Annotated in this window: 12 protein-coding genes; 7 read left to right on the forward strand and 5 right to left on the reverse strand. The window is 43.6% G+C overall.

The window, feature by feature from the left end; translation table 11 throughout:
- The first annotated feature begins 52 nt into the window (after window positions 1-52).
- The 5 genes from BUE31_RS27950 to BUE31_RS27970 all read left to right on the forward strand — a co-directional run bounded on the left by BUE31_RS27950 (window position 53) and on the right by BUE31_RS27970 (window position 14,253).
- Window positions 53-1,735: a hypothetical protein gene (locus BUE31_RS27950; RefSeq protein WP_083620448.1), complete on the forward strand. Its 1,683-nt coding sequence runs from the start codon at window positions 53-55 to the stop codon at window positions 1,733-1,735.
- A 4-nt stretch (window positions 1,736-1,739) separates the two neighbouring features.
- Entirely contained in the window at window positions 1,740-9,125 is a 7,386-nt protein-coding gene (locus tag BUE31_RS27955) for a hypothetical protein (RefSeq protein WP_143167290.1), read from the forward strand.
- A gap of 9 nt (window positions 9,126-9,134) precedes the next feature.
- On the forward strand, window positions 9,135-11,165 hold the full coding sequence (locus tag BUE31_RS27960) for a fibronectin type III domain-containing protein (RefSeq protein WP_073407175.1): 2,031 nt from the start codon (window positions 9,135-9,137) through the stop codon (window positions 11,163-11,165).
- Window positions 11,166-11,349: 184 nt separating this feature from the next.
- Window positions 11,350-12,063: a LytR/AlgR family response regulator transcription factor gene (locus tag BUE31_RS27965; RefSeq protein WP_073407176.1), complete on the forward strand. Its 714-nt coding sequence runs from the start codon at window positions 11,350-11,352 to the stop codon at window positions 12,061-12,063.
- Between the two features lie 45 nt (window positions 12,064-12,108).
- Complete coding sequence (locus tag BUE31_RS27970) at window positions 12,109-14,253, forward strand: tetratricopeptide repeat-containing sensor histidine kinase (RefSeq protein ID WP_234997924.1); 2,145 nt, start codon at window positions 12,109-12,111, stop codon at window positions 14,251-14,253.
- Window positions 14,254-14,450: 197 nt separating this feature from the next.
- Here the strand turns inward: BUE31_RS27970 and BUE31_RS27975 are convergent, their stop codons facing one another.
- A complete protein-coding gene (locus tag BUE31_RS27975; protein WP_073407178.1) occupies window positions 14,451-15,332 on the reverse strand; it encodes a helix-turn-helix domain-containing protein in 882 nt (293 codons plus the stop codon).
- A gap of 152 nt (window positions 15,333-15,484) precedes the next feature.
- Between BUE31_RS27975 and BUE31_RS27980 the strand changes: the two genes are divergently transcribed.
- Window positions 15,485-15,988: a class I SAM-dependent methyltransferase gene (locus BUE31_RS27980; RefSeq protein WP_234997925.1), complete on the forward strand. Its 504-nt coding sequence runs from the start codon at window positions 15,485-15,487 to the stop codon at window positions 15,986-15,988.
- Window positions 15,985-16,572 carry a DUF4986 domain-containing protein gene (locus tag BUE31_RS27985; protein WP_073407179.1) on the forward strand — a complete coding sequence of 196 codons (588 nt, stop codon included), beginning with the start codon at window positions 15,985-15,987 and terminating at the stop codon, window positions 16,570-16,572. Before BUE31_RS27980 ends, BUE31_RS27985 begins: the two co-directional genes overlap by 4 nt.
- 555 nt (window positions 16,573-17,127) lie before the next feature.
- Here BUE31_RS27985 and BUE31_RS27995 read toward each other — a convergent pair.
- From BUE31_RS27995 to BUE31_RS28005, 4 genes are all read right to left on the reverse strand, one after another.
- On the reverse strand, window positions 17,128-18,123 hold the full coding sequence (locus BUE31_RS27995; RefSeq protein WP_073407181.1) for a hypothetical protein: 996 nt from the start codon (window positions 18,121-18,123) through the stop codon (window positions 17,128-17,130).
- A gap of 95 nt (window positions 18,124-18,218) precedes the next feature.
- Window positions 18,219-18,383: a hypothetical protein gene (locus BUE31_RS31215; protein WP_159440758.1), complete on the reverse strand. Its 165-nt coding sequence runs from the start codon at window positions 18,381-18,383 to the stop codon at window positions 18,219-18,221.
- A gap of 20 nt (window positions 18,384-18,403) precedes the next feature.
- A complete protein-coding gene (locus BUE31_RS28000; protein WP_073407182.1) occupies window positions 18,404-18,778 on the reverse strand; it encodes a hypothetical protein in 375 nt (124 codons plus the stop codon).
- A gap of 36 nt (window positions 18,779-18,814) precedes the next feature.
- Complete coding sequence (locus BUE31_RS28005) at window positions 18,815-19,570, reverse strand: SDR family oxidoreductase (RefSeq protein WP_073407183.1); 756 nt, start codon at window positions 19,568-19,570, stop codon at window positions 18,815-18,817.
- Window positions 19,571-19,735: the final 165 nt, after the last annotated feature.

Below are 19,735 nucleotides of genomic sequence, written 5' to 3' on the forward strand. Positions count from 1 at the left end.
GTTAAAGCCGGGGCTTATATCTGCCATTGAGCCCTCACGATTAAACAACTACATGAAAAAAATAATTTATAGTTCCCTGTTTTTTATGCAGCTACTGTTATTAAACCTTGTGGTTAAGGCGCAGGATATTGGCCAGCTGGCCAAACAAAAGCCGTTTGAAATAACCGGCACCGCCGGTGTTGGCATTGGAACTTACTCGGCCACCGGGATAGATGACAGGGAACGCAGCTTCAGCTACCTGTTTAATGGCGCGCCCGTTATATCTATTTACGGTGTAAGCTTTCCGTTCAGTATTGTAGTGAGTGATCAGCAGCGCGGGTTCCGGCAGCCCTTTAACCAGTATGGCATTAGCCCCGCCTATAAATGGTTAACCATACATGCTGGCTGGCAAAGTATCACCTGGTCGCCATTCACACTTGCAGGGTACGACTTTTTGGGCGGCGGTGTTGAGGCCCATCCCGGAAAATTAAGACTGGGGTTTGTTTATGGCAGGTTCAACAAAGCCATTGCTGCCGATACCGCTAATCATTCGCTCTTTCAAACCCCTGCTTATAAACGTACCGGCTACGCCGCCAGGGCAGGGTATGGCACTGAAAGAAACTACCTTGATTTTACTTACCTGAGCGCAAAGGACGAGGTAAATTCGCTACCTCAAAACCTTGGTGCCGCGAGAATGACGCCGGCTTCCAATATTGTGCTGGGCATATCCTCCAAATGGTCCTTCCTGCACCATTTCACCTGGACATTTGATGTGGCCGGCAGCCTTTATACCCGCAATTTATTATCGGATACTTTAGGTAGCCTCGAACTTGAGAAAGCCAATTTTATAAAGAAACTGATCGCTATAAATTCATCTACCCAGTTTTTTACGGCCGCGCAAACGCAGGTTGCCTATCAAAATAAAAACTACAATCTCGGGCTGCAATACCGTCGCATCGACCCTGATTATAAATCAATGGGGGCCTATTATTTTGAAACCGATGTGGCCAATTATACAGTTAACGGCGGCATCAGCTTGTTGCAAAATAAAGTACAGGTAAACGGCAGCTTTGGTTTACAGAACGATAACTTATTGCACGACAGGGAATTTACTTCGCACCGCAGTATCAGTTCGTTAATGCTTTCGTACAACATGCCGCAATACGGCGCCAGCATCAACTACTCCAATTATGGCATCACGCAGGATAGGGGCCTTAACCCACTGGTAGATACTTTCCGGGTAGCACGTACCAATTATAATTTTAACGGTATATTACGGTACGCGATAAATGCCGACAGCCTGTCGCATACATTTATATTGGTTGGCAATATACAATCGTTGGTCGATCTTAATCATTTCACTGCGTCGCAAAATGAAGCCAACAGTAAAACCGCTAATTTATCCTACCAGCTCGGGTTCCTGAAAACCGGTTTCAGTATTAATGCTGCTTACAGCTATACGGTTGCCGATCTGCCACTGATGCATACGGTTTTGACGGGGCCGACCTTTGGTATCAATAAACTGCTCGACAAGGGCAAGCTTAACCTGAGCGCCAACATTGGTTTTCAGCAGCAGCAAAACAACGGCCTGGATGCGGGTACGGTTATCAACGGCATTTTGAACGGCTCGTACCGCGTATCCAAACGCGACGCGCTTAACCTCTCGTTGATGTACCTGAAAAGCAAATCAAGAAACCAAACCCTGCCGTCATTTAATGAAAAACGTACCCTATTTAACATCACACATGCCTTTTAATTTTATGAAAACGGATTTGATGAAAGTTACAAAAGCCAAAAGCTGGTTGCTTACCTTGTTGCTCCTCACGGTGGTAAGCTTCGCATTTGCCCAAAAAGTGAATATTTCCACCAGTATATTCCCTCCGTATTCTCCCTACTATTCGGATTACTCGGGGATAAATGCCTCCAAAGTATTGGTTATTGTACAAAACCTAACATCGAACACGCTCAAAATTAAACTGAGCGGCAAGTTGGAGAGCCGAAGCGTTGACATACATACCCGCGAAAATTTTATTCCGCTGCAGCCGGTAGTTTTACTGCCGCATGCCGTGGTGCAGCTGAACGGCAGTAATCTTAAAGATATTTTTGACGCCAATAACCTGAGCGTAAAAGGAATAGACATCGCTACATTAGCTCAATCGTCAAGATTGCCGGAGGGAGACTACAGTTTCTGTATCAACGCGATAGATTATAGCGATAACAAAACCGTACTTTCAACGCCCGGCGTTGGCTGTACATTCCTGCCCATAGTTTACCCGGATGCTCCCGTATTAGCCAGCCCTGGTAAAACAGTAACAGCTACCAACCCGCAGTCCGTCATTTTTAGTTGGTTTAACCCTGCTGCAACCCCTTTTGGCACCCAGTATCACATCGAGATAGCCGAAATGCCGGATGGTCAATCAGATCCTAACCATGTGCTGGATGCGACCAGCTTCCCTATATTATCGCAAAATGTTAGTTCATTCTCTTATTTGTACGGGGCACTCAACTTACAACTTATCCCGGGAAAAAAATATGCATGGCGCGTTACCGCGTTTGATCCGCTGGGTAAAACTGTTTTTAAGCATAATGGTATTAGTCCTGCATCATACTTTACATACGTGCCAGCTGTTTCCGGTCAATCACGGGTGCAATTGGCATCGGCGGGTAACTTATTTATAATCAATCCTGCCTGTGACAGTTCAGTTACCATAGGTCAGCACGTTAAACTGCAGATGGGCTGGCTCTGGAAGAACCAGTTAGAATCCATCAAAACCTTCGGTACGCTGGATAGCGTATTATTGAACCATTATACTGAAATAGCCGGTGCCAAGGGCCCCATCAAATTGGGTAAATACGTGTTGGATTTTGAAAAGGTGCCGGGCGGCCCAAATCCCAACGCCCGGAAAAGTTTTAGTTATTCATCAAATGCACCTCTTCAAAATTTTGACTTAACCTACATACAAGCCCTGGCCCAGGGTTTTGTTATCGGTGAAAAATATAAAGTGACCGTTACATCCTATGATCAGAGCGGCGTTGTTATTGACAAGGCCACCTCATGCCCCTGGCTGCTGAAGGGCGAGGTGGATTCCAATATCCCTAAGTTAACCATCACAGGCAGGCTGGTATATACGCTCGACAAAACGGGCGCACCGCATGGTACCAACAACACCAGCATTACCGTACAACTGGCAGACAGTCAGCAGCAGCAACCTATTTCTAATTTCAGGGCAAACGCATCTGTGACTACAGATAATGACGGATATTTTACCATACAGGTGACGCAGTCGTCGGCCGACGCAGGTAAGGGGAAATATTTGAACGTACGGATCAATAGCCCTTACTATTCCGCACTTGCGAATAACGTACCTATACTGGAGGTCCCGGCTATACAATACGTCGTAAAAGGAAACATCGTAACGCCAAAACAGGACACGCTGAAATTAGGCGACATTAAAACTGTGGCTTTTACCAATTCGCTCACTGTTCACCTAAAAAAAGGTTTCCCAAAAACGATAGGTAAAAGTGATTACGAGACGCTTTTTGGTACCGACCCAAACTATTCCTACCTGAGTGTTGATAACGCAACGATTGATACTATGGGCAGGATTCCCGATGGCACACGTGTTGTTTTATACCGAAAAGCAAAGGCAAATGATATTCCTTATTATGAGGCTGACACGGTAGTCGGTAAACCGCTTAAGTATGGATTTTATCAAGCATCAAAAAAACTGGCCGAAACAGGTATCGACCCATCTTATTTATTTGTTGCCGATGCTACAACGCACAACGGCGCCATCGGTGCATCCACAGTAGTATTCAGCAACCTGCTTTGCAATTTTGATGCTAATGATCAATATTACATAAAGGCCATTTTGCCAAATGCGCCTGCCGACCTGGTTGCGCCCGAGCAAATGTACGTTTTTAAACCTGCTAACTACGGGATTATAATGATGCAGCACATCACCAGCACCGATTACCATATTATATCGTCCAAACCGCCCACAGCGCATGTAAAAGGCAAGCTGATGTATCAGTGGCCCAGCCTGCCCGGCGTGCTGCACCCATATGCAAACAAAAACGTAAGCATTGCCGAGCATATACATTCTGTTTTGCAAGGCGGCTTGACGCCTGACCCATGCCAGACGGTTACTTATAAAAAAATAACCCCAAAACCCGGAGGTGGCTTACCCATTATAACTGATTACGATATTAGCAATGAAAACGATAATATTGTTGTTGGACAAGGCGTGACCGACGCCGATGGGAATTACGACATCGAAATTTTTACGCCTAACAAGGCCGGGCCAATCCCGGGCGTAAAGGTGTTCGCCAGCGGCGATCCCTGCCCGCCGCCTAACAAGGATAAAGACTATCAAATAGCACAAGCCCAAGCCGCGCCGGCACCAAATATTAATGGTGACCCGCTGGAAAAGATCAATTCGAAGATAAACCAGGGACAGCAGGCTATTTCACCTGGCAGCGGAGCAGATGGCGGACTAACTGGGTTGGGCGCAAGCAAATTGTTGCAGATACCGGCAGCAAATGGCGCTCCGCTTGATTTCTCGAGGGGGGCAAATGGTGTAAAACAACCGGTTAACGTTAATAAGGGACTAAATGGCACATTTGGTGCGGACGCAAAGCCGCTGGTTGATAAAGGGGCCGCCAGTGGCAAAGCCGTAGGGCCGTCTGATAATGATGATACAACTGATGAGACCGATGATCCTGACCTTACAAACCACATAGAACGTTATTATGGTTTAGACGGCCTTCAACCCGGGACTTTCGCCTCTTACGATCATGCTCCCCTGAATTTTGAAGTTCAGCCTTTTCAAACCATCAACCTGGGGACAACGGTAATTAACGTACCCGAGCTGAAAAACTATACGGTACACGTCACCACAAAAGATATTGATTCTACTAATATTTTGGCAGGTGCAATAGTTACGGTTTATCGTAATGCTAATTACAACGAAGAGTTTGTGCCCGATGGTGAAGGTTCGTTCAAACATCCTTCGCAGCCGCTGCCTGCTAACAATATCAAATCAGATCCTGCAAACCCCAATGTGGAATGGGTGATAGACCACTCTTTTAAGTTATCAATAGATGGCGCACATGGGCATACTGTAAATATCGGCGACCAGCGCCTGATGGAGCCGAGAGGAACGTTGGGGAAGTATACTCAATACCGGGTACAGGTTGCACCGGATAATACCAATGTGGCCGGTAATTTTTTCCCGAAATCGGACTTTCTGACGTTTAAAAAAGGCAATTTATTGGAATTAGAAGTGATATCCAATTTTAGCCGTATTTCGGGGCGGGTGCTCAACCATGCTACGCAAAAGCCATTGGCTGGGGTAGATGTTATACTGGCTACGGATTTAAAAAAGGCAGACGGTAAACCAATGAGCATCGACCTGAAAACAGATAACAACGGCTTTTACGAGGTAGATAATTTTCAACTTTCCGAATTTTACTGGAAAGACGGTGATAAATTGACAATTAGCCTGTTTAAAGTTGGTTATGGGATGCAATTGAATGCTGCAAACAGTACGCTCAAAGGCGTGGGTTATAACTATTACAATGAGTTATCGCTTTCGCCCGATAAAACACAAAATTTTACCACCGTTGATGCAGGAACCAATCTGCCGGTAGCCGGAGCGGTAATGACTACCGACAGCACTATTTTTTATAGCGACCCTAACACTACCGGATTGTATAGTGTCCCGATGAGCAGCACTGTTGTGGATACGGTACATGTTTACCCTACTGACGTGGCATATTTTGAGGAGAAGATACCGGTGAGCTCCGGGGCAACTATCCCAGCTTATATTAAGCTTTATAAGCGGCATCACCACATGGTGTTCCAATTGCGCGATGAGTACAATGCTATTGTAAACGTTGACCATATAAACATCATTATAAATAATATACATATCAGCAATGATGTATCAGGCTTAGGGATTTTGGAGGCTAAACAACAACTGGCATTATACAAAAATTACCACCCAATATATGACCAGGCTACACAAACTATATCTTTCGATTTTGAGAATGTCTCAGTAAATAATTTTTCCATTCAAATTATAAATACCGGTGCAGAAGGCTATATCCCGCAGGTATTCAATCTAAAAAACACGGAAAGCCGCGACAATAAATATTATCCGATAACACTTAGATATGGCGCCTCAGTTGGCGGATGGGTAACTTATAATGGCCAGAAAGTGTCGAACGCCCGTGTTTACCTCGACTACAGTGGCCAATCCGAAGTAAGTTATGACGGAAAAGATGGCGGCACAACCGATAAATCATTACTGGAAGCACGCACGGACGCGAAGGGCCACTATAGAATCCGCGGCATACCCATTAGTTATGACCACCAGTTAGTGCAGGTACACGCTACACTTGATACCGACAAAATGGTTAACGGCATCGAAAAATCAGCAGATCTTCGGTACGGAGGAGACAATAATATTGCCACAGCCAGTTTTGATTTGGTTAGTTACGGCGGGCCAAAAATTAAAAACTTGTATGGTTTCCCCTTAACAGTTGAAAATATTGAAAAGTTGTCGCCGTCAAGTTATAAGATAAGCGGCATTGTCGATCTTGGAAAAAGTAACTCCGGCTTTAAAATGCTGAGCGGAAGCGATAAGATCCGTGTAAATGATGTTGTTTTTGATGCAGCTCGCGGCGGGGGCTTTGAACCAACTGATAAGGCAATCCCCCTGGAAGCTACCAACACGCTTAAAATGCAGTACCTGGGCCAGTATAATGTTAAGGTGCAAAGCCCTAACGAAACCAAGGGTATTACCACGCCATTAACAATTGAGAAGGGTACCCAGGGAGGGCTGGTTAAGGCGCACGTGAGTATTGTAGATAATTCGTTCAATTACCCGTCAAGCTATCTGAACTTTACGCCCGATCATAGCAGGCTGCCCATTTCATTTCACCTTGTCAATTCCAGCGACCGCCTAACAGATGCGGAAAAACTACTTATCGCTGCCATTTACAGTGCAAAACCGCTGAATGAGGTTTATCACCTGGCCGATTCAATCAACAAGCCTTTGATGTTTAAATTCATAGGCTTTCCAACAACGGCTGATCCGGTAAACTCTTATATCAATCCTGCTGATAAACTGATTCACCTTGATATAAATTTCCAGGCCAATATACCGCATAGCGAGCTCGGCTATGCCAATATCCATATAAAGGATATGGCGCTAGACGGTTACTCCATCAAACCAACAAAAGGCGCTGATGCGATTGTGGTTAACCTGCAAACCTGGCAGCTGATTGTAAAGGAATGGACGATCGATCCTAAATTAGGGGGTATTTTGTCGCAGTCTGCTTATGTAAAAACCGGGGTGGTTGATGTGCCGGCGAATCATTTTAACCTTCGCAACGACCTGTTTGAGCTTGGCGAGTTTGATGTTAAAAATATCACATTGGGCGGTGGTCTCGTAGCGCTAAACGGTATCAACCCTAAAACCACTGCATTTTTATGGGATGAGAATTGCGGCAGCGACCACAAGGCCCACTGGCGATTTTCGGCCATTGGAAGCGCTGATGGAAAAACGCCTGCTGCTACTGTACCATTGCCGGATGTACCGGGTAAGTTTTCGGCCTCAACGGTGAATGTTGATTTTTTCCAGCTGCTCAGCTATAATAACGAGAACCTGATCAGCCTGTCGCCTAACCAGGAAGGCTTAAAGATGTACAATAACAATTTGTTTACATTTTATCCCAGCTCCCTGCTGAGCGAAATAGGGCAGTTTGCGGTTCGGGGAACAGCGAACATAAACGTACCGCGCGTAGCCGACCAGGCGATGAGCCTGGTGTATACGAAAACTAATGGGACATTTGACGCCAATGCAGGCGGCTTTGATGCCATTAATTTTGAAGGCAAAGGCTATGTTCAGTTCACGACCGACCCTGGCGCCACCTTTACCGTTGATGGAAATATGACCAGTATTAAGGGTAAAGTGGTTGAGCCCGGCAAATTTAACGCGATACCCTGCAGCTTCAGCTTTGGTCAGCAGTTAAACAACCCTGACGACCCAAATACCAATTGGGGCAAAATATTGTTACAGCAGGGATATAAACTACGTATGGACGGCGACGGTGTAGCCGGGCCGGCCGATTCTTATTTGACAATTACTGACTCGGGCAATGCTGACAACCGTATGGTTGTTGACCATAGCATCAAAGACTGGAACATCCTGAGTTTTACAGGGCCGGTAACCGACCCGAAAACAAATGACCCCAACGGCGGGCAGGCGGATGCTATGCAAAGCACCCCCACGGTATTAACGTTTAATGTACTCGGCGATTTACAGGTAAACTCGGGTGCAATACAAATGAATAAGATCAACACGCCGCTAGGCAACCTCGACCTGATCTATGACTTTGCATTGCACGAATTACGGGGTGCCTTGCATATGGACAAACTGGCCATTGGCACCTATAGCTTTACAGGAGACATACAGGTAACTATGGGCCCAAAAGGGCTGCTAATGGTGGGTAACGGCCTGCTGGATACCGGCATACTGCCGGTAGATGGTTTTGGTATAATTAATATAGGCATATTGTTTGGAAATACCGACCTTAAAGATGACGACATTGCAACGGTAACCAAATACAGCATGGCCAAAAACAGCCTGTGCTGGTTATTGCAAAATAGAAGCGGCTTTAAAGGTTTCTTTTTTACAGGCGGCCTGACAATACTTGATAAGCATGAGAGCGTTAATTTGGGTATTGCAGCAGTATCTTTTAACGCAAACCTGGGTGTCGAGGCTTCATTGGGCGCTAATTTTGGTGGTAAAAATTACATGCTGATGCTTGGCGCCCATGGATCAGTAAATGCAGGTTTAACATCAATGACCGGAACAACCATACAAGGCGGTTTGGATGCTCATTTAACCGCCGAAGCACAGTACACAGATAGCGCGTTTGAAGTTGACGGTGATGCCGGTGTGACCATTAATTTCAAATTAAGTCAATACATTCCGTTCTTAGGTACGCAATCAATTAATGGTCAAAAAGGGGCAAAAATAAATTTTAAATATAAAAAGAATGATTCACACCTTACCTTCAGCATGGCTGATGACGGTAATGCGGTTATATGTACCCAAAATGGTGATATTCAATAAACAGATGATATGAAATTGTATAATAAAATAATTGTTATGCCAGGCCTTTTTATGCTGCTGCTGAGTACAGTAAATGTTAGCAAGGCCCAAAAAACAACGAGGCTGGCGGTAGCGGGGCCAAGAGGTATATGGGTAGTTTGCGGCGATGTACTGCCCAAAAACTTTAGCTATTCCATATCCAGGCAAAAAAGCAGTGACGATGGCCCCTGGGTAAAAGTAGCAAACACGCAGATGCCGGCATCAAAGGAAGATCTGCAGGCTAATATATTGAATACGGAAAAAGTGTCGGGTATGGATATTGCGCCACTTGACGCCGGTGCATTGCAGTCGGTATGGCAAAGGGTAACCAATAACGTTGTAACCAACTCGCCGCCCGAAATGCTTAACGACCTGGTATTACGTGCCGCCACCGGTACGGCATGGTATGATGCCGCCGCCGAGAGCGCTACCGCTTACCGGTACAAAATTGAGATTGCCGGCAATGCCAACCTTAAAGCAGAAGACTATACCAACATTATTAAATATCCCATATCAAAGTTTGTCACCGATATCCGGCCCGCAGTTATTACTCCCAGCCTGGGGGGGATTTACGGCGAGTTCAAGGTTGTTGACAGTGGGCAGATGTACAAATGTCAGATCCTAAGAAGTTATTATTTGCGCAGTGGGTTTGAAGTTATTGACGCCAAACCCATATTCATACGGCGTAAAGGCAGTGTTTTTATAAGCTTTATTGATAATACCGCAGTGCAAAAGGTACCTTACTCCTATTCAGTCCAGCCCATTGACGCCGCCGGCAATCCAGGGTTTGCCTCGCCGGAGATGAAGGCTTTCGACGTTGCTGAAAAATCCATCGCTCCATCTGTTTACGGGTTACGGGCACACTCAGATAAAAAAAACAGGGCGTTGCGGTTGGGCTGGAAGATAGTGAATAATAAGAATATCACTACGATTGATATTTACCGGAGTGAAGTTTACGATGGCCAATATGTAAAAATAGCCAGCGTGGCTCCAACTGATACCTCGTATTTTGATCGATTGGTTAAACCCATTACCACTTATTACTATTCCCTTACGCTGAATGGTACGTATGAAACCTCGCCGCCATCGGCACGCGTGCCGGGAATTTTGGAGGCGATGGACGACAACCTGTTTCCGCCGGATAATGTGCAGCTGAAGCAGGATAGCAACAAAGTGGTACTAACCTGGGACAGGAATGAAGCCGATACCCGGGCTTATATTGTCTATCGTGCTGATAGCCGCGATGGTGTATTTAAACAGCTTGCAACGCCGTTAATAAGCACCCAGCCAGGCCTGAGCTATACCGACGTGCTCCCGGTGACTACAAATGGAATTACATATACATATGCCGTTGCCGACGAAAATACATCTTATGCTATCAGCCCAAAATCGAGGCCGGTTTATGCCAGCAGCTACAACTTTGCAGCATTGCCAATCCCCAATAAGATAACGGTCCGCAAAACCGACGACAACAGTAAGTTGCAGGTATTTTGGCCCGACATGAGTACTGTGTCGTCGGTATTTATGGGATATGCTGTTTTTAAAACAATAACCGTCAATGGTAAAACCAGTGCACCCAGGCAGGTTAGCACACGGTTGATACCCATAATGGTAAATACTTTTATCGACAATGATATTAAAACGCCCGGTATTTACCACTATACGGTACGTACTGTGGGCATGGATAAAAAACGGATGAGCAGCGCAAGCCCGGAAGGCGGATATACCATTGAAGAGGAAGCAGGTCCGGCCCAGGTGAGCAACATCAATCTGTTCCCGTCGGCAGGCAGTGTGCAGCTCAGCTGGAACAACCCAATTGGCGAAAACCTGCTAAGCATCCAGCTGATGCGCGCACCCGAAGGTAAGGAGCCGAAGCTTATAGCCACACTGGATGCAGGTACACAAGCTTACACCGATAAAAATGTTACAACCGGCAACACCTACTATTATACATTTATCACAAAAAATAAAAACGGCAAAACCAGCCAGCCCACTGATGCGGTAGGCATACGTTTAAGATAATGTTTCACCCTCGCCGTTTCAACACGCTATGCGATAAAGTATATATCCGCCGGTAATATCCTTAAACTGCAGCGGGACAGTAACGGGCGTCAATTAATAAAAATTCGGGCGATGAATATTTAGTTTGCTTGGATTGAAGATTTTACATATTTTAGGTAACGCTTTTGTGACGTTATCTAAACTTATGGAATTGATCAATTGTGTGATTATCGATGATGATGAACTTGACAGATTAACTGTTGAAACTTACCTCGAACAATACGACCTTATCAAGTTAGTTGGAAGCTTTTCAAATCCGGTTGAGTGCCTCGAAATCACACATACAAACAACATTGATTTACTTTTTCTGGATATTGATATGCCTTATATCAATGGGATCGAATTTTTAAATTCTTTTAAAAATCCGCCGTTGTGCATTTTTATTACGTCATATCCTGAATATGCTATTGAAGGCTTTGAAACACGCGCGCTTGATTTTTTGTTGAAACCCCTAAAGCCCGAACGCTTTTCAAGATCGATGATGCGCGCTACAGAATTTCTGCAGATAAAAAACAAGGCCAAGCTATATGATATTCATTTCGCTGAAGAGTTCTTAATCATCAAAGCGAGTTACGACCTGATAAGAATCAAGGTAAGCGACATAATTTACCTCGAGGCTTTGAAAGACTACACCAAAGTAATTACCCTCACAAAAACTTATCTTACACTGTCAAACCTTAAAAACTTTTTGGAGAAACTGCCCGAAAATCGCTTCTTGCGTATCCACAGGAGCTTTGCAGTGGCTATCAGCCAGATCAGGAAACTGGAGCAAAACGAATTATTGCTTGACAACTTAAGACTTCCAGTAGGTAAAACATTCAGGAACGACCTAAACAGGATTTTGCTGAATATGACCTAATTATACTTATCTATGATGACCTGGTTACCAATGCCTTATTTTAAAATGAGCGAACATAAATATATAAAGCGCATAGTTTTGCTGCTTTTGGCATTTTTGTTTGTAAATTGTAATAATCAGGTTAATAAAGGTGCTGCTGTAAGCAATGGGCAAAATATTGCGAATAATTTAAAAACGAAAGGCAAAAGGCTATTTGCCGAGGCCAAGTACGATAGTTTGATCACAGAAGCAAAAAAGGCTTTGATTTTGGTAACGGCGATTAAGGATAAAGCGTCAATGGCTTATGCAAACGATGTGTTAGGCATCGCTTTTTCCAGTAAACGACAGCTTGACAGCGCTGTTTATTATTTGAAAAAAGGCGAGAAACTAGCAATAGAAATAAAACATAATGGATATATGGTTGCTATCCAAACGCGTATAGCCGAACTTTACTATGATTCTGGTAAGCCCGATTCGGTAACTGTTTACAAAGATAAAATGACCAGTGAGGCAGATACGATAAAAAACATTCCGTTAAAAATGCAGCTAACCCAAAAATTGGCTGATATTTATGGGACTACCAACCAGCCCGAAAAAGCACTAAAACTTTATTTTCCGTTGCTCGAGTATTACCGGGGTAAAAAGGATAGCCTTTATACCGGCATACAATTATGCAACATTGCGGGTATGTATGCGCAGGTTTCAGATTTTAATAAAGCGATTGATTATTCACTAAAGGGGATAGCTTATCTTAATGATCGGCAATACACAAAAACTATCAGCTACAACGATCTGGGTAGTTTTTATATTGATGTAAAGAAATATGACGAAGCGATAAATGCATTTAAAAAATGCATAGCATTAGCCAAAAGCTTTAATAACATTTCCTACATGGAAGATACTTACGTATCAATAGCTTCTCCTTTAATTGAGTTGAAACAATTTAAGCAGGGAGCCGCGTATTTAGATAAAGCGCAGGAATACTATGCTGGTAATAAATACGAAACCGGTTTTATGTATGTATTGATAATGAGGGGAAAAATGGCCAGGAACCAGGGCAATTACCAAAAAGCTATTGTTTATTTTGAAAAATCGCTGGAAATAGCAAAAAGAACCGCCCATTTTGATAGTGAGTTGTACGTTTCGGGTTTATTGGCAGATGTTTTTGGCAAAGCAGGCTTATATCAAAGGGCTTACCAATACGAAGTGAAATATAATATTGTACGCGATTCACTGGAAAAGACTAATACAAAAAAAAATATAACAGACCTGGAAATAAAATATCAAAGTAACGAAAAGGAGCAAAAAATTGCGCTGCTAAACCAGGCCAGCAAATTAAAAGATATTGAATTAACTGATGAAAAACGTAAATGGTGGTTTTTGTTGGCGTTTGTTGGTTTTTTATTGGTGATTGCCTTTTTATTATACCGCAGCTACGAGCAAAAAAGAATTTCGCACAAACTGCTTGAGGAAAAAAATGAGGCACTTAATTTATTAAATGGAAAACTGAACGAAGCCAATAGCTCAAAAACCAAGCTATTCAGCATATTAAGCCACGATCTTAGGGCGCCCGTAAACAGCCTGTTTCAGTTTTTGAATATTCAGAAAAATCACGCGGGTAAATTAACCGAAATACAGAGGCAAAAACACAACGAGCGCATTATCAATTCGGCAGAAAACTTAATGGAATCAATGGAGGACCTGCTGATTTGGAGCAAAAGCCAGATGGATTCTTTCTCCCTCAAATTAAATAGGATTACAGCCCTTGAACTAATCAGTTTAACAAGTACAATGTATCAGGATTTTGCGGAAGAACGAAAACTTATTGTCGAAATTAATTGCGCCCCGGATATAAATTTGACAACCGACGTCAATTTTTTAAAGATCGTATTGAGGAATATTTTGAGTAATGCTATAAAATTTACGCCAGCCGGCGGACATATAAAAATTTCGGCTGAGCATCATGAAGAATGGGTGTATTTTAGTATTGCAGACAATGGACCGGGGTTATCGCATGAACAAATTGAAAATATATTTGAATGGAACAGCATCCGCAGCGATTCGTCCGGCTTAGGTTTAAAGCTTGCAAAAGAATTTATCGACCGTCTTAAGGGATCGATAGCGGTGGAATCTGAATTGAATGAAGGGACTACGTTTATAGTTTTGGTGCCTGCACAACCCAATGGGCAGATTGTAATTACTCAAAATTAGGCGGAAAATTTAAATTGATTGACCCCAAGACACTTAATCTTTCCCAGGTAGTCAAAAAAATGAAAAAGGATTTAGAACAGGCTTTTAAGGAAGTTAAGCTTCACAAGGAAGGGAAGATACAGTTGAAAACGCTATCTGAAGTTTTAGATGAGCTTTAAGATAGTGCCTGTTAAATCTTTTTAAAACAACATTCAAACCTACACCGCTGTGTCCTGATTGCTCAACGACGATGGCGTTACACCAAACCGTTGTTTAAATGACCTGCTGAAGTGGGCGACAGATTCAAAGCCGCTTTCAAAAGCTACTTCGCTGATCAGTTTTTTGCTATGAATGTTTAATAGGCTTTTAGCATATAATAAACGCTTTTCCAATAGCCATTTCCCCGCTGTGGTGTGAAATATAGTTTGAAAATCTCTTTTAAATGCGGAAAGACTGCGGTTGCCCAATTGGGCGAACTGTTCCAGTTTAAGATTATAGCGGTAATTATCCGCCATAATTCTTTCCAGGGCTACTGTGCCTGGCTCATTCACCAACGAGCAAAAGTAGGACAGCAATTCAGCATTGCCAGGGTTATCGGCTATGGTAAAGATCAATTCCTTAAATTTTAATTCTAATAAAGTTTGTGCTGGTTCCTTCGCTTCACCGAAATATGACGCCATAGAAAGGAAAAATCCTGCCAGGGTTTCGCTGGAGTTTAAGGTGATCACTTGCCGGTTCCCAGCGTGCTTAACGGGCGCACTGAATTTTTTTCCAAGGGTTTGGCAAATAAAGTCGTCGGGTATAAAGAACAAAACCAGGCAAAAACCTACATCGGAAAATTGCTCCAGCACAAAGGCGCCTTTCCTGACGAATACACAACTGCCAGTACCAATGTCATAAGAACCCTCGGACGTATGCCATATCTTCCTACCCTCCACCACGTAAAAAAGATAATTGAATTGGGTCCAAAGCGTCGAAAATTTGTTTTTCATCAGGCGCGCTTCGGCCGGGCAGCTAAACACGGTGATCAGCGATTCATTGCAGGTAAACTGCCGGTGATAATTCGGGTGCTGTAGCACACTTTCGTACAAGTTGATCATAAAACAGCTAAAAACGAAAGTTAATCATTTTGGACTTTTTAGTCACTATACTGGACTTTTTAGACAAATTTCTCTTGCCTTTCGTACATAATTTTGAAATAATAAAACGAATGGAACAAAATGGTAATCAAAAGTTTAAATCAATAAAAAACATGAATCTAAACAAAGCATTATGGGAAAAGGGTGACTTCACCCAAATTGCAGCAACGATGCGCGAAAGCGGAGAGAAGCTGGTTGTCAAATTGGGAATAACCAAGGGCCTTAAGGTACTTGACCTCGGTTGCGGCGATGGCACAACCGCCATACCGGAAGCAAGGATTGGTGCAGAAGTTACAGGCGTTGACCTAGCCGCCAACCTGGTTGAAGCAGGAAACACACGGGCAAAAACGGAGGGATTAACCCAATGTAAATTCTGTGAAGGTGATGCAACCGACCTTCATGAGTTGAAAGATAATTACTTTGACTTGGTGGTCAGCATTTTTGGCGCCATGTTTGCCCCAAAAACGTTTGACGTTGCTAAAGAAATGGTACGTGTTACACGCCCAGGTGGCAAAATTGTTATGGGCAACTGGATACCGGGAGACCCGACATTGGTTGCACAAATTACCATACGGATAATGGCATTTATGTTAACCTGTTTATCCCATCGGAATTGAACTGGGGCGAGAAAGGCTTTAAAATTGTTCAACAAACCCGCTATCCCGAAGAAAGTGTAACTAGTCTTACCGTAAAGGAAGCGCCGTCGCGTATCCCGTTTTCGTTATATATCCGATATCCGCATTGGGCAACGTCTGGTGCGAAGATTACAATAAATGGTAAAGTGGTTAAAATATCAGAAAAACCAGGCAGTTATATTGAGTTAAAAAGAGTATGGAAAACCGGTGATGAAGTGGCTGTTAGTTTTCCCATGTCATTACGATTGATCCCAGCAAACGATAACGCAAAGGTGACCACAATCGCTTACGGCCCATTGTTGCTGGCTGGAGATATGGGTACCGGCGGAATAAACCCGCCTGCACCTTTTGCCAGGGACCAGCTGGAATTTGTAAAATATAATATCCCTGAAGATGTTATCAGTTCGCTAACTGTAAAAAAACGGAAATTGACTGAGTGGCTAACACCATTGGCGGGGAAGCAGCTTACATTCGAAACGAAAGACGTGGCGGCCAGGCCTATTACTCTGATTCCTTATTACCAGATTGATAAACAGCGTTACGTACTCTATTGGAATTTGAAATGACCGAACTACTATTATGAAATGCCGATCTCCCACTTTACATTCGCCTGAAATGCCAAACAGAAAGGGCTAACCATATCATCTATTTACATTCCTCATTCACCAGTAAAGCAAAGATAGCCCACGCCGGGATAAAACGTCAAGGCTACACAAGCGGGCAATTGTGTTTTGTTTTTCAGTGGCTTGCCCGGCCTTGACATTTTACCCGGCTACGCGCTGTTGGTTGCTCAACGGGTAAGAATGGAATGCCGTGTGCCTGACTTGCAGGGCGGGAATGTCCGCTTATATAGCCATCTCCGGCGGTTCTGATTTTGGGGTAAAGTCGCCATCCCATGTTTGCGGCTTGTGTCAGTTTTATATTTGGCGATGAATTAACTGACGGGTCATATTGATAACTGGAAATTAAAGCCCTGTTGTTAAGCACAACAAGGCATAATAATATTTATTTAGTTATAAGACAAAGGCAAAAAACCCATTACTATTAGTAATGGGTTTTTTGTTATTTTTATTTCTCAATACAACAACCTTAACTAAGATATCTTCGATTTATAACTCAATTCAGTTCTGATAAAGTTGTATTTCTGCTGATTTTTCGAGGTCTTGAATCCAATTTCGGATATAAGCACACAGATCCTTTCGTTCCGGGGACGATTTTAATTCGCCATGGGAGCCGAACACAATGAGGCCGAGCGCGATACAATGTCCGATATCGAGTTGCAGAAGCACACCAATGCTATAGCCGGCCATAAAGTTTTGTCGGGCGTCTAAAGCAATTTCTATACTATAATCCACCTTCTTTCGCGAAAGAACAAATTGTTGGTCATCAGCATATAACATGGCGTCGTTTGCAGAATAAATCAGGAGCCGGGTAATATTCATCGTTCTGAAAATCGAGAAGTACTTCTTTTTCAGATCGGCAGTAGACTGCTCAGCAATTTCTATACCTGGTTGTACACCATTTAATATCATCCATAACCGGATGGCTTCATTTTCATCCAATGCAAACGTCACTTTTCCATGCAGTGAAAAGGCGCTGATGATATCAAGAGCTTCATCCACCTCAAAAGAAAGTTTTTTCACAGGATCGCCCAAGTAGAAAATAAATTCCAGATCGGTTTTGCCAAGCGGCCTGATGACATCTCTCAGTAGCCCATCCCACAAAACAGAGGCCCCGCTTATTGTTGCCCAATCATCAAAAGCAATAGTGCGGCAATTGCTGAAGATCGATTGAAGGTCTTTGATCACTTCATCATCCTTAAAAAATTCCCGGGTACGTTTTTCCAACGCTGCTGCGGGCGCAGCGACATTGAGCCGAAAAAGCGTCTCCAGGTTATGAATGGAATTTAAAGTGAGGCTGCGTATTCCCAAAATGTTTAAAATACCAGGTAATGTTGATTCCCTGATACCAAATGCGCTTAACGATGAAGCGGATGCCGATGAATCTAATTGTTCTCCGGATATCCTGCTGCTTACATACACCTGCTCTTCAGCATTGAAGCCCTGGACTGCGCTTAACAGATCCGTTAATATCGGACCTGTATTTTTAATTTCCATATTGTAAGTTACCATGACTATATTTTTTTGAGTTTAACGACAGATCATTTATGCGGGGCCAAATATCAGTTGGACCTTAAATCCTTTTAAATATTTCAATCTAAAGGCTGCTCTACCATTCTTAAGGCGTCGTCCATATATTCGCCGCCTTCGCTTGAGCTTTCCTTATTCGGATCGAAATTTTGTAGGATTTCTTCATCGGTTTGCCCGTTCTCTTTAGTTTTAGGATCTGCGTAAGACCCAAATAAAAAATCTTTCATTTTGCTTGATTTTTAATAATTCATAATCGTACCACGGAAGACTCTTTGACAACCTGCCATCGTCCCGATAAATATTCCCAGATCACGGTAAAGAATTTTCTATTCAGTTTCCCGTCGAATACCAATTCACGGGTAATCACCACCATACCCATATCTCCGTCGGACACAGCGTAGTGGTACTCGGTTTTAGTAGAAAGGGGCTCCATATTTGCATCTTTATTCCCCTGGACGAAGCTCATCAGCTGTTTCTTATTCATGGTATCTACCGCGCCATTTTCGTCTACTTTAACGATCAGCAGCTTATCTGAATAAATTTGCTCTACGTAAGGCACGTTAAAATGTGTCGCGTTATAAATAAGTTCTTTAGTTAATTCAATTAATTGTTCACTGTTCATTTTAAATTTTTTGAAGGAGTTATGTAATTGTTGATCTCAGGCTTTTTGTAACTGGTTACTCCACCATTTTTCAAAGTTGATGGTTCCCAGCTCTGCCTGTCCGACCGGCACTAACGCTGCATGGCTGATTTCCCCGCCATAGTATAAGGGCTTGCCGTTAGGTACTACCTTCCGCGGATCATTTGCATGCCGCAGGTATTGGGCCACCACTTCATACATGGCAAAACGTTCCGGGCCGGCTATTTCTACCTTGCCATTGAGGGGCGCCGCCACGGCATATTTGGCGACGAAGGCGGCCACATCGTCCGCAGCGATGGGCTGGAACCGCACGTCTGAAAGATGTACTTCGTTCCCATCGGTGGCCTGGTCGGCGATGCCTTTCAGAAATTCAAGGAATTGGGTGCTGCGGATGATCGTATAAGGCACTCCAGATTGCCTGATAAGATCTTCCTGGGCTTTTTTGGCCCGCATGTAACCGATGTTTTGCATAATGTCGACGCCAACAATAGAAAGTGCGACGTGATGTTTTACGCCTGCATTGATTTCCGCTGCCAGCAAATTGCGGCCGGATGTCTGGAAAAAATCCATGACAGCCTGGTCTTCCCAAGAGGGTGAGTTGGCAAGGTCAACAACAACATCGGTATCGCTCATAGCTTCCGCTAAACCATCTCCTGTAATGGTATTGATGCCGGTGGCCGGAGAGGCGGCAATAACCTGGTGCCCTGCCTGACGAAGATGGGCAACTACTTTGGTTCCGATGAGGCCGGAGCCTCCAATAACTACGATTTTCATAATTTAATTTTTTGAATTGTTTTCTGCACTAACAATTCAAACGGGATGCCAATCAATCAAATTGCTGATAGCCAGACAGATGAACAAATATGATGTTTCAAGCTTTCACTGTATATCGTGAAAGCACTGCATACTTCACTTCATAAAGGGAAGAATGCGCAGCAT

It is taken from the genome of Mucilaginibacter sp. OK098 (genome assembly GCF_900142915.1).
In the GTDB taxonomy this organism is placed as follows: Bacteria; Bacteroidota; Bacteroidia; order Sphingobacteriales; family Sphingobacteriaceae; genus Mucilaginibacter.

Bases quoted from the DNA above. Each gene is read 5' to 3' on its own strand.
- BUE31_RS27970 (WP_234997924.1), top strand. From the start codon at position 12,109: ATGAGCGAACATAAATATATAAAGCGCATAGTTTTGCTGCTTTTGGCA.
- BUE31_RS28005 (WP_073407183.1), bottom strand. From the start codon at position 19,570: ATGAAAATCGTAGTTATTGGAGGCTCCGGCCTCATCGGAACCAAAGTA.
- BUE31_RS27950 (WP_083620448.1), top strand. From the start codon at position 53: ATGAAAAAAATAATTTATAGTTCCCTGTTTTTTATGCAGCTACTGTTA.
- BUE31_RS27965 (WP_073407176.1), top strand. From the start codon at position 11,350: ATGGAATTGATCAATTGTGTGATTATCGATGATGATGAACTTGACAGA.
- BUE31_RS27960 (WP_073407175.1), top strand. From the start codon at position 9,135: ATGAAATTGTATAATAAAATAATTGTTATGCCAGGCCTTTTTATGCTG.
- BUE31_RS31215 (WP_159440758.1), bottom strand. From the start codon at position 18,383: ATGAAAGATTTTTTATTTGGGTCTTACGCAGATCCTAAAACTAAAGAG.
- BUE31_RS27980 (WP_234997925.1), top strand. From the start codon at position 15,485: ATGAATCTAAACAAAGCATTATGGGAAAAGGGTGACTTCACCCAAATT.
- BUE31_RS28000 (WP_073407182.1), bottom strand. From the start codon at position 18,778: ATGAACAGTGAACAATTAATTGAATTAACTAAAGAACTTATTTATAAC.
- BUE31_RS27975 (WP_073407178.1), bottom strand. From the start codon at position 15,332: ATGATCAACTTGTACGAAAGTGTGCTACAGCACCCGAATTATCACCGG.
- BUE31_RS27955 (WP_143167290.1), top strand. From the start codon at position 1,740: ATGAAAACGGATTTGATGAAAGTTACAAAAGCCAAAAGCTGGTTGCTT.
- BUE31_RS27995 (WP_073407181.1), bottom strand. From the start codon at position 18,123: ATGGAAATTAAAAATACAGGTCCGATATTAACGGATCTGTTAAGCGCA.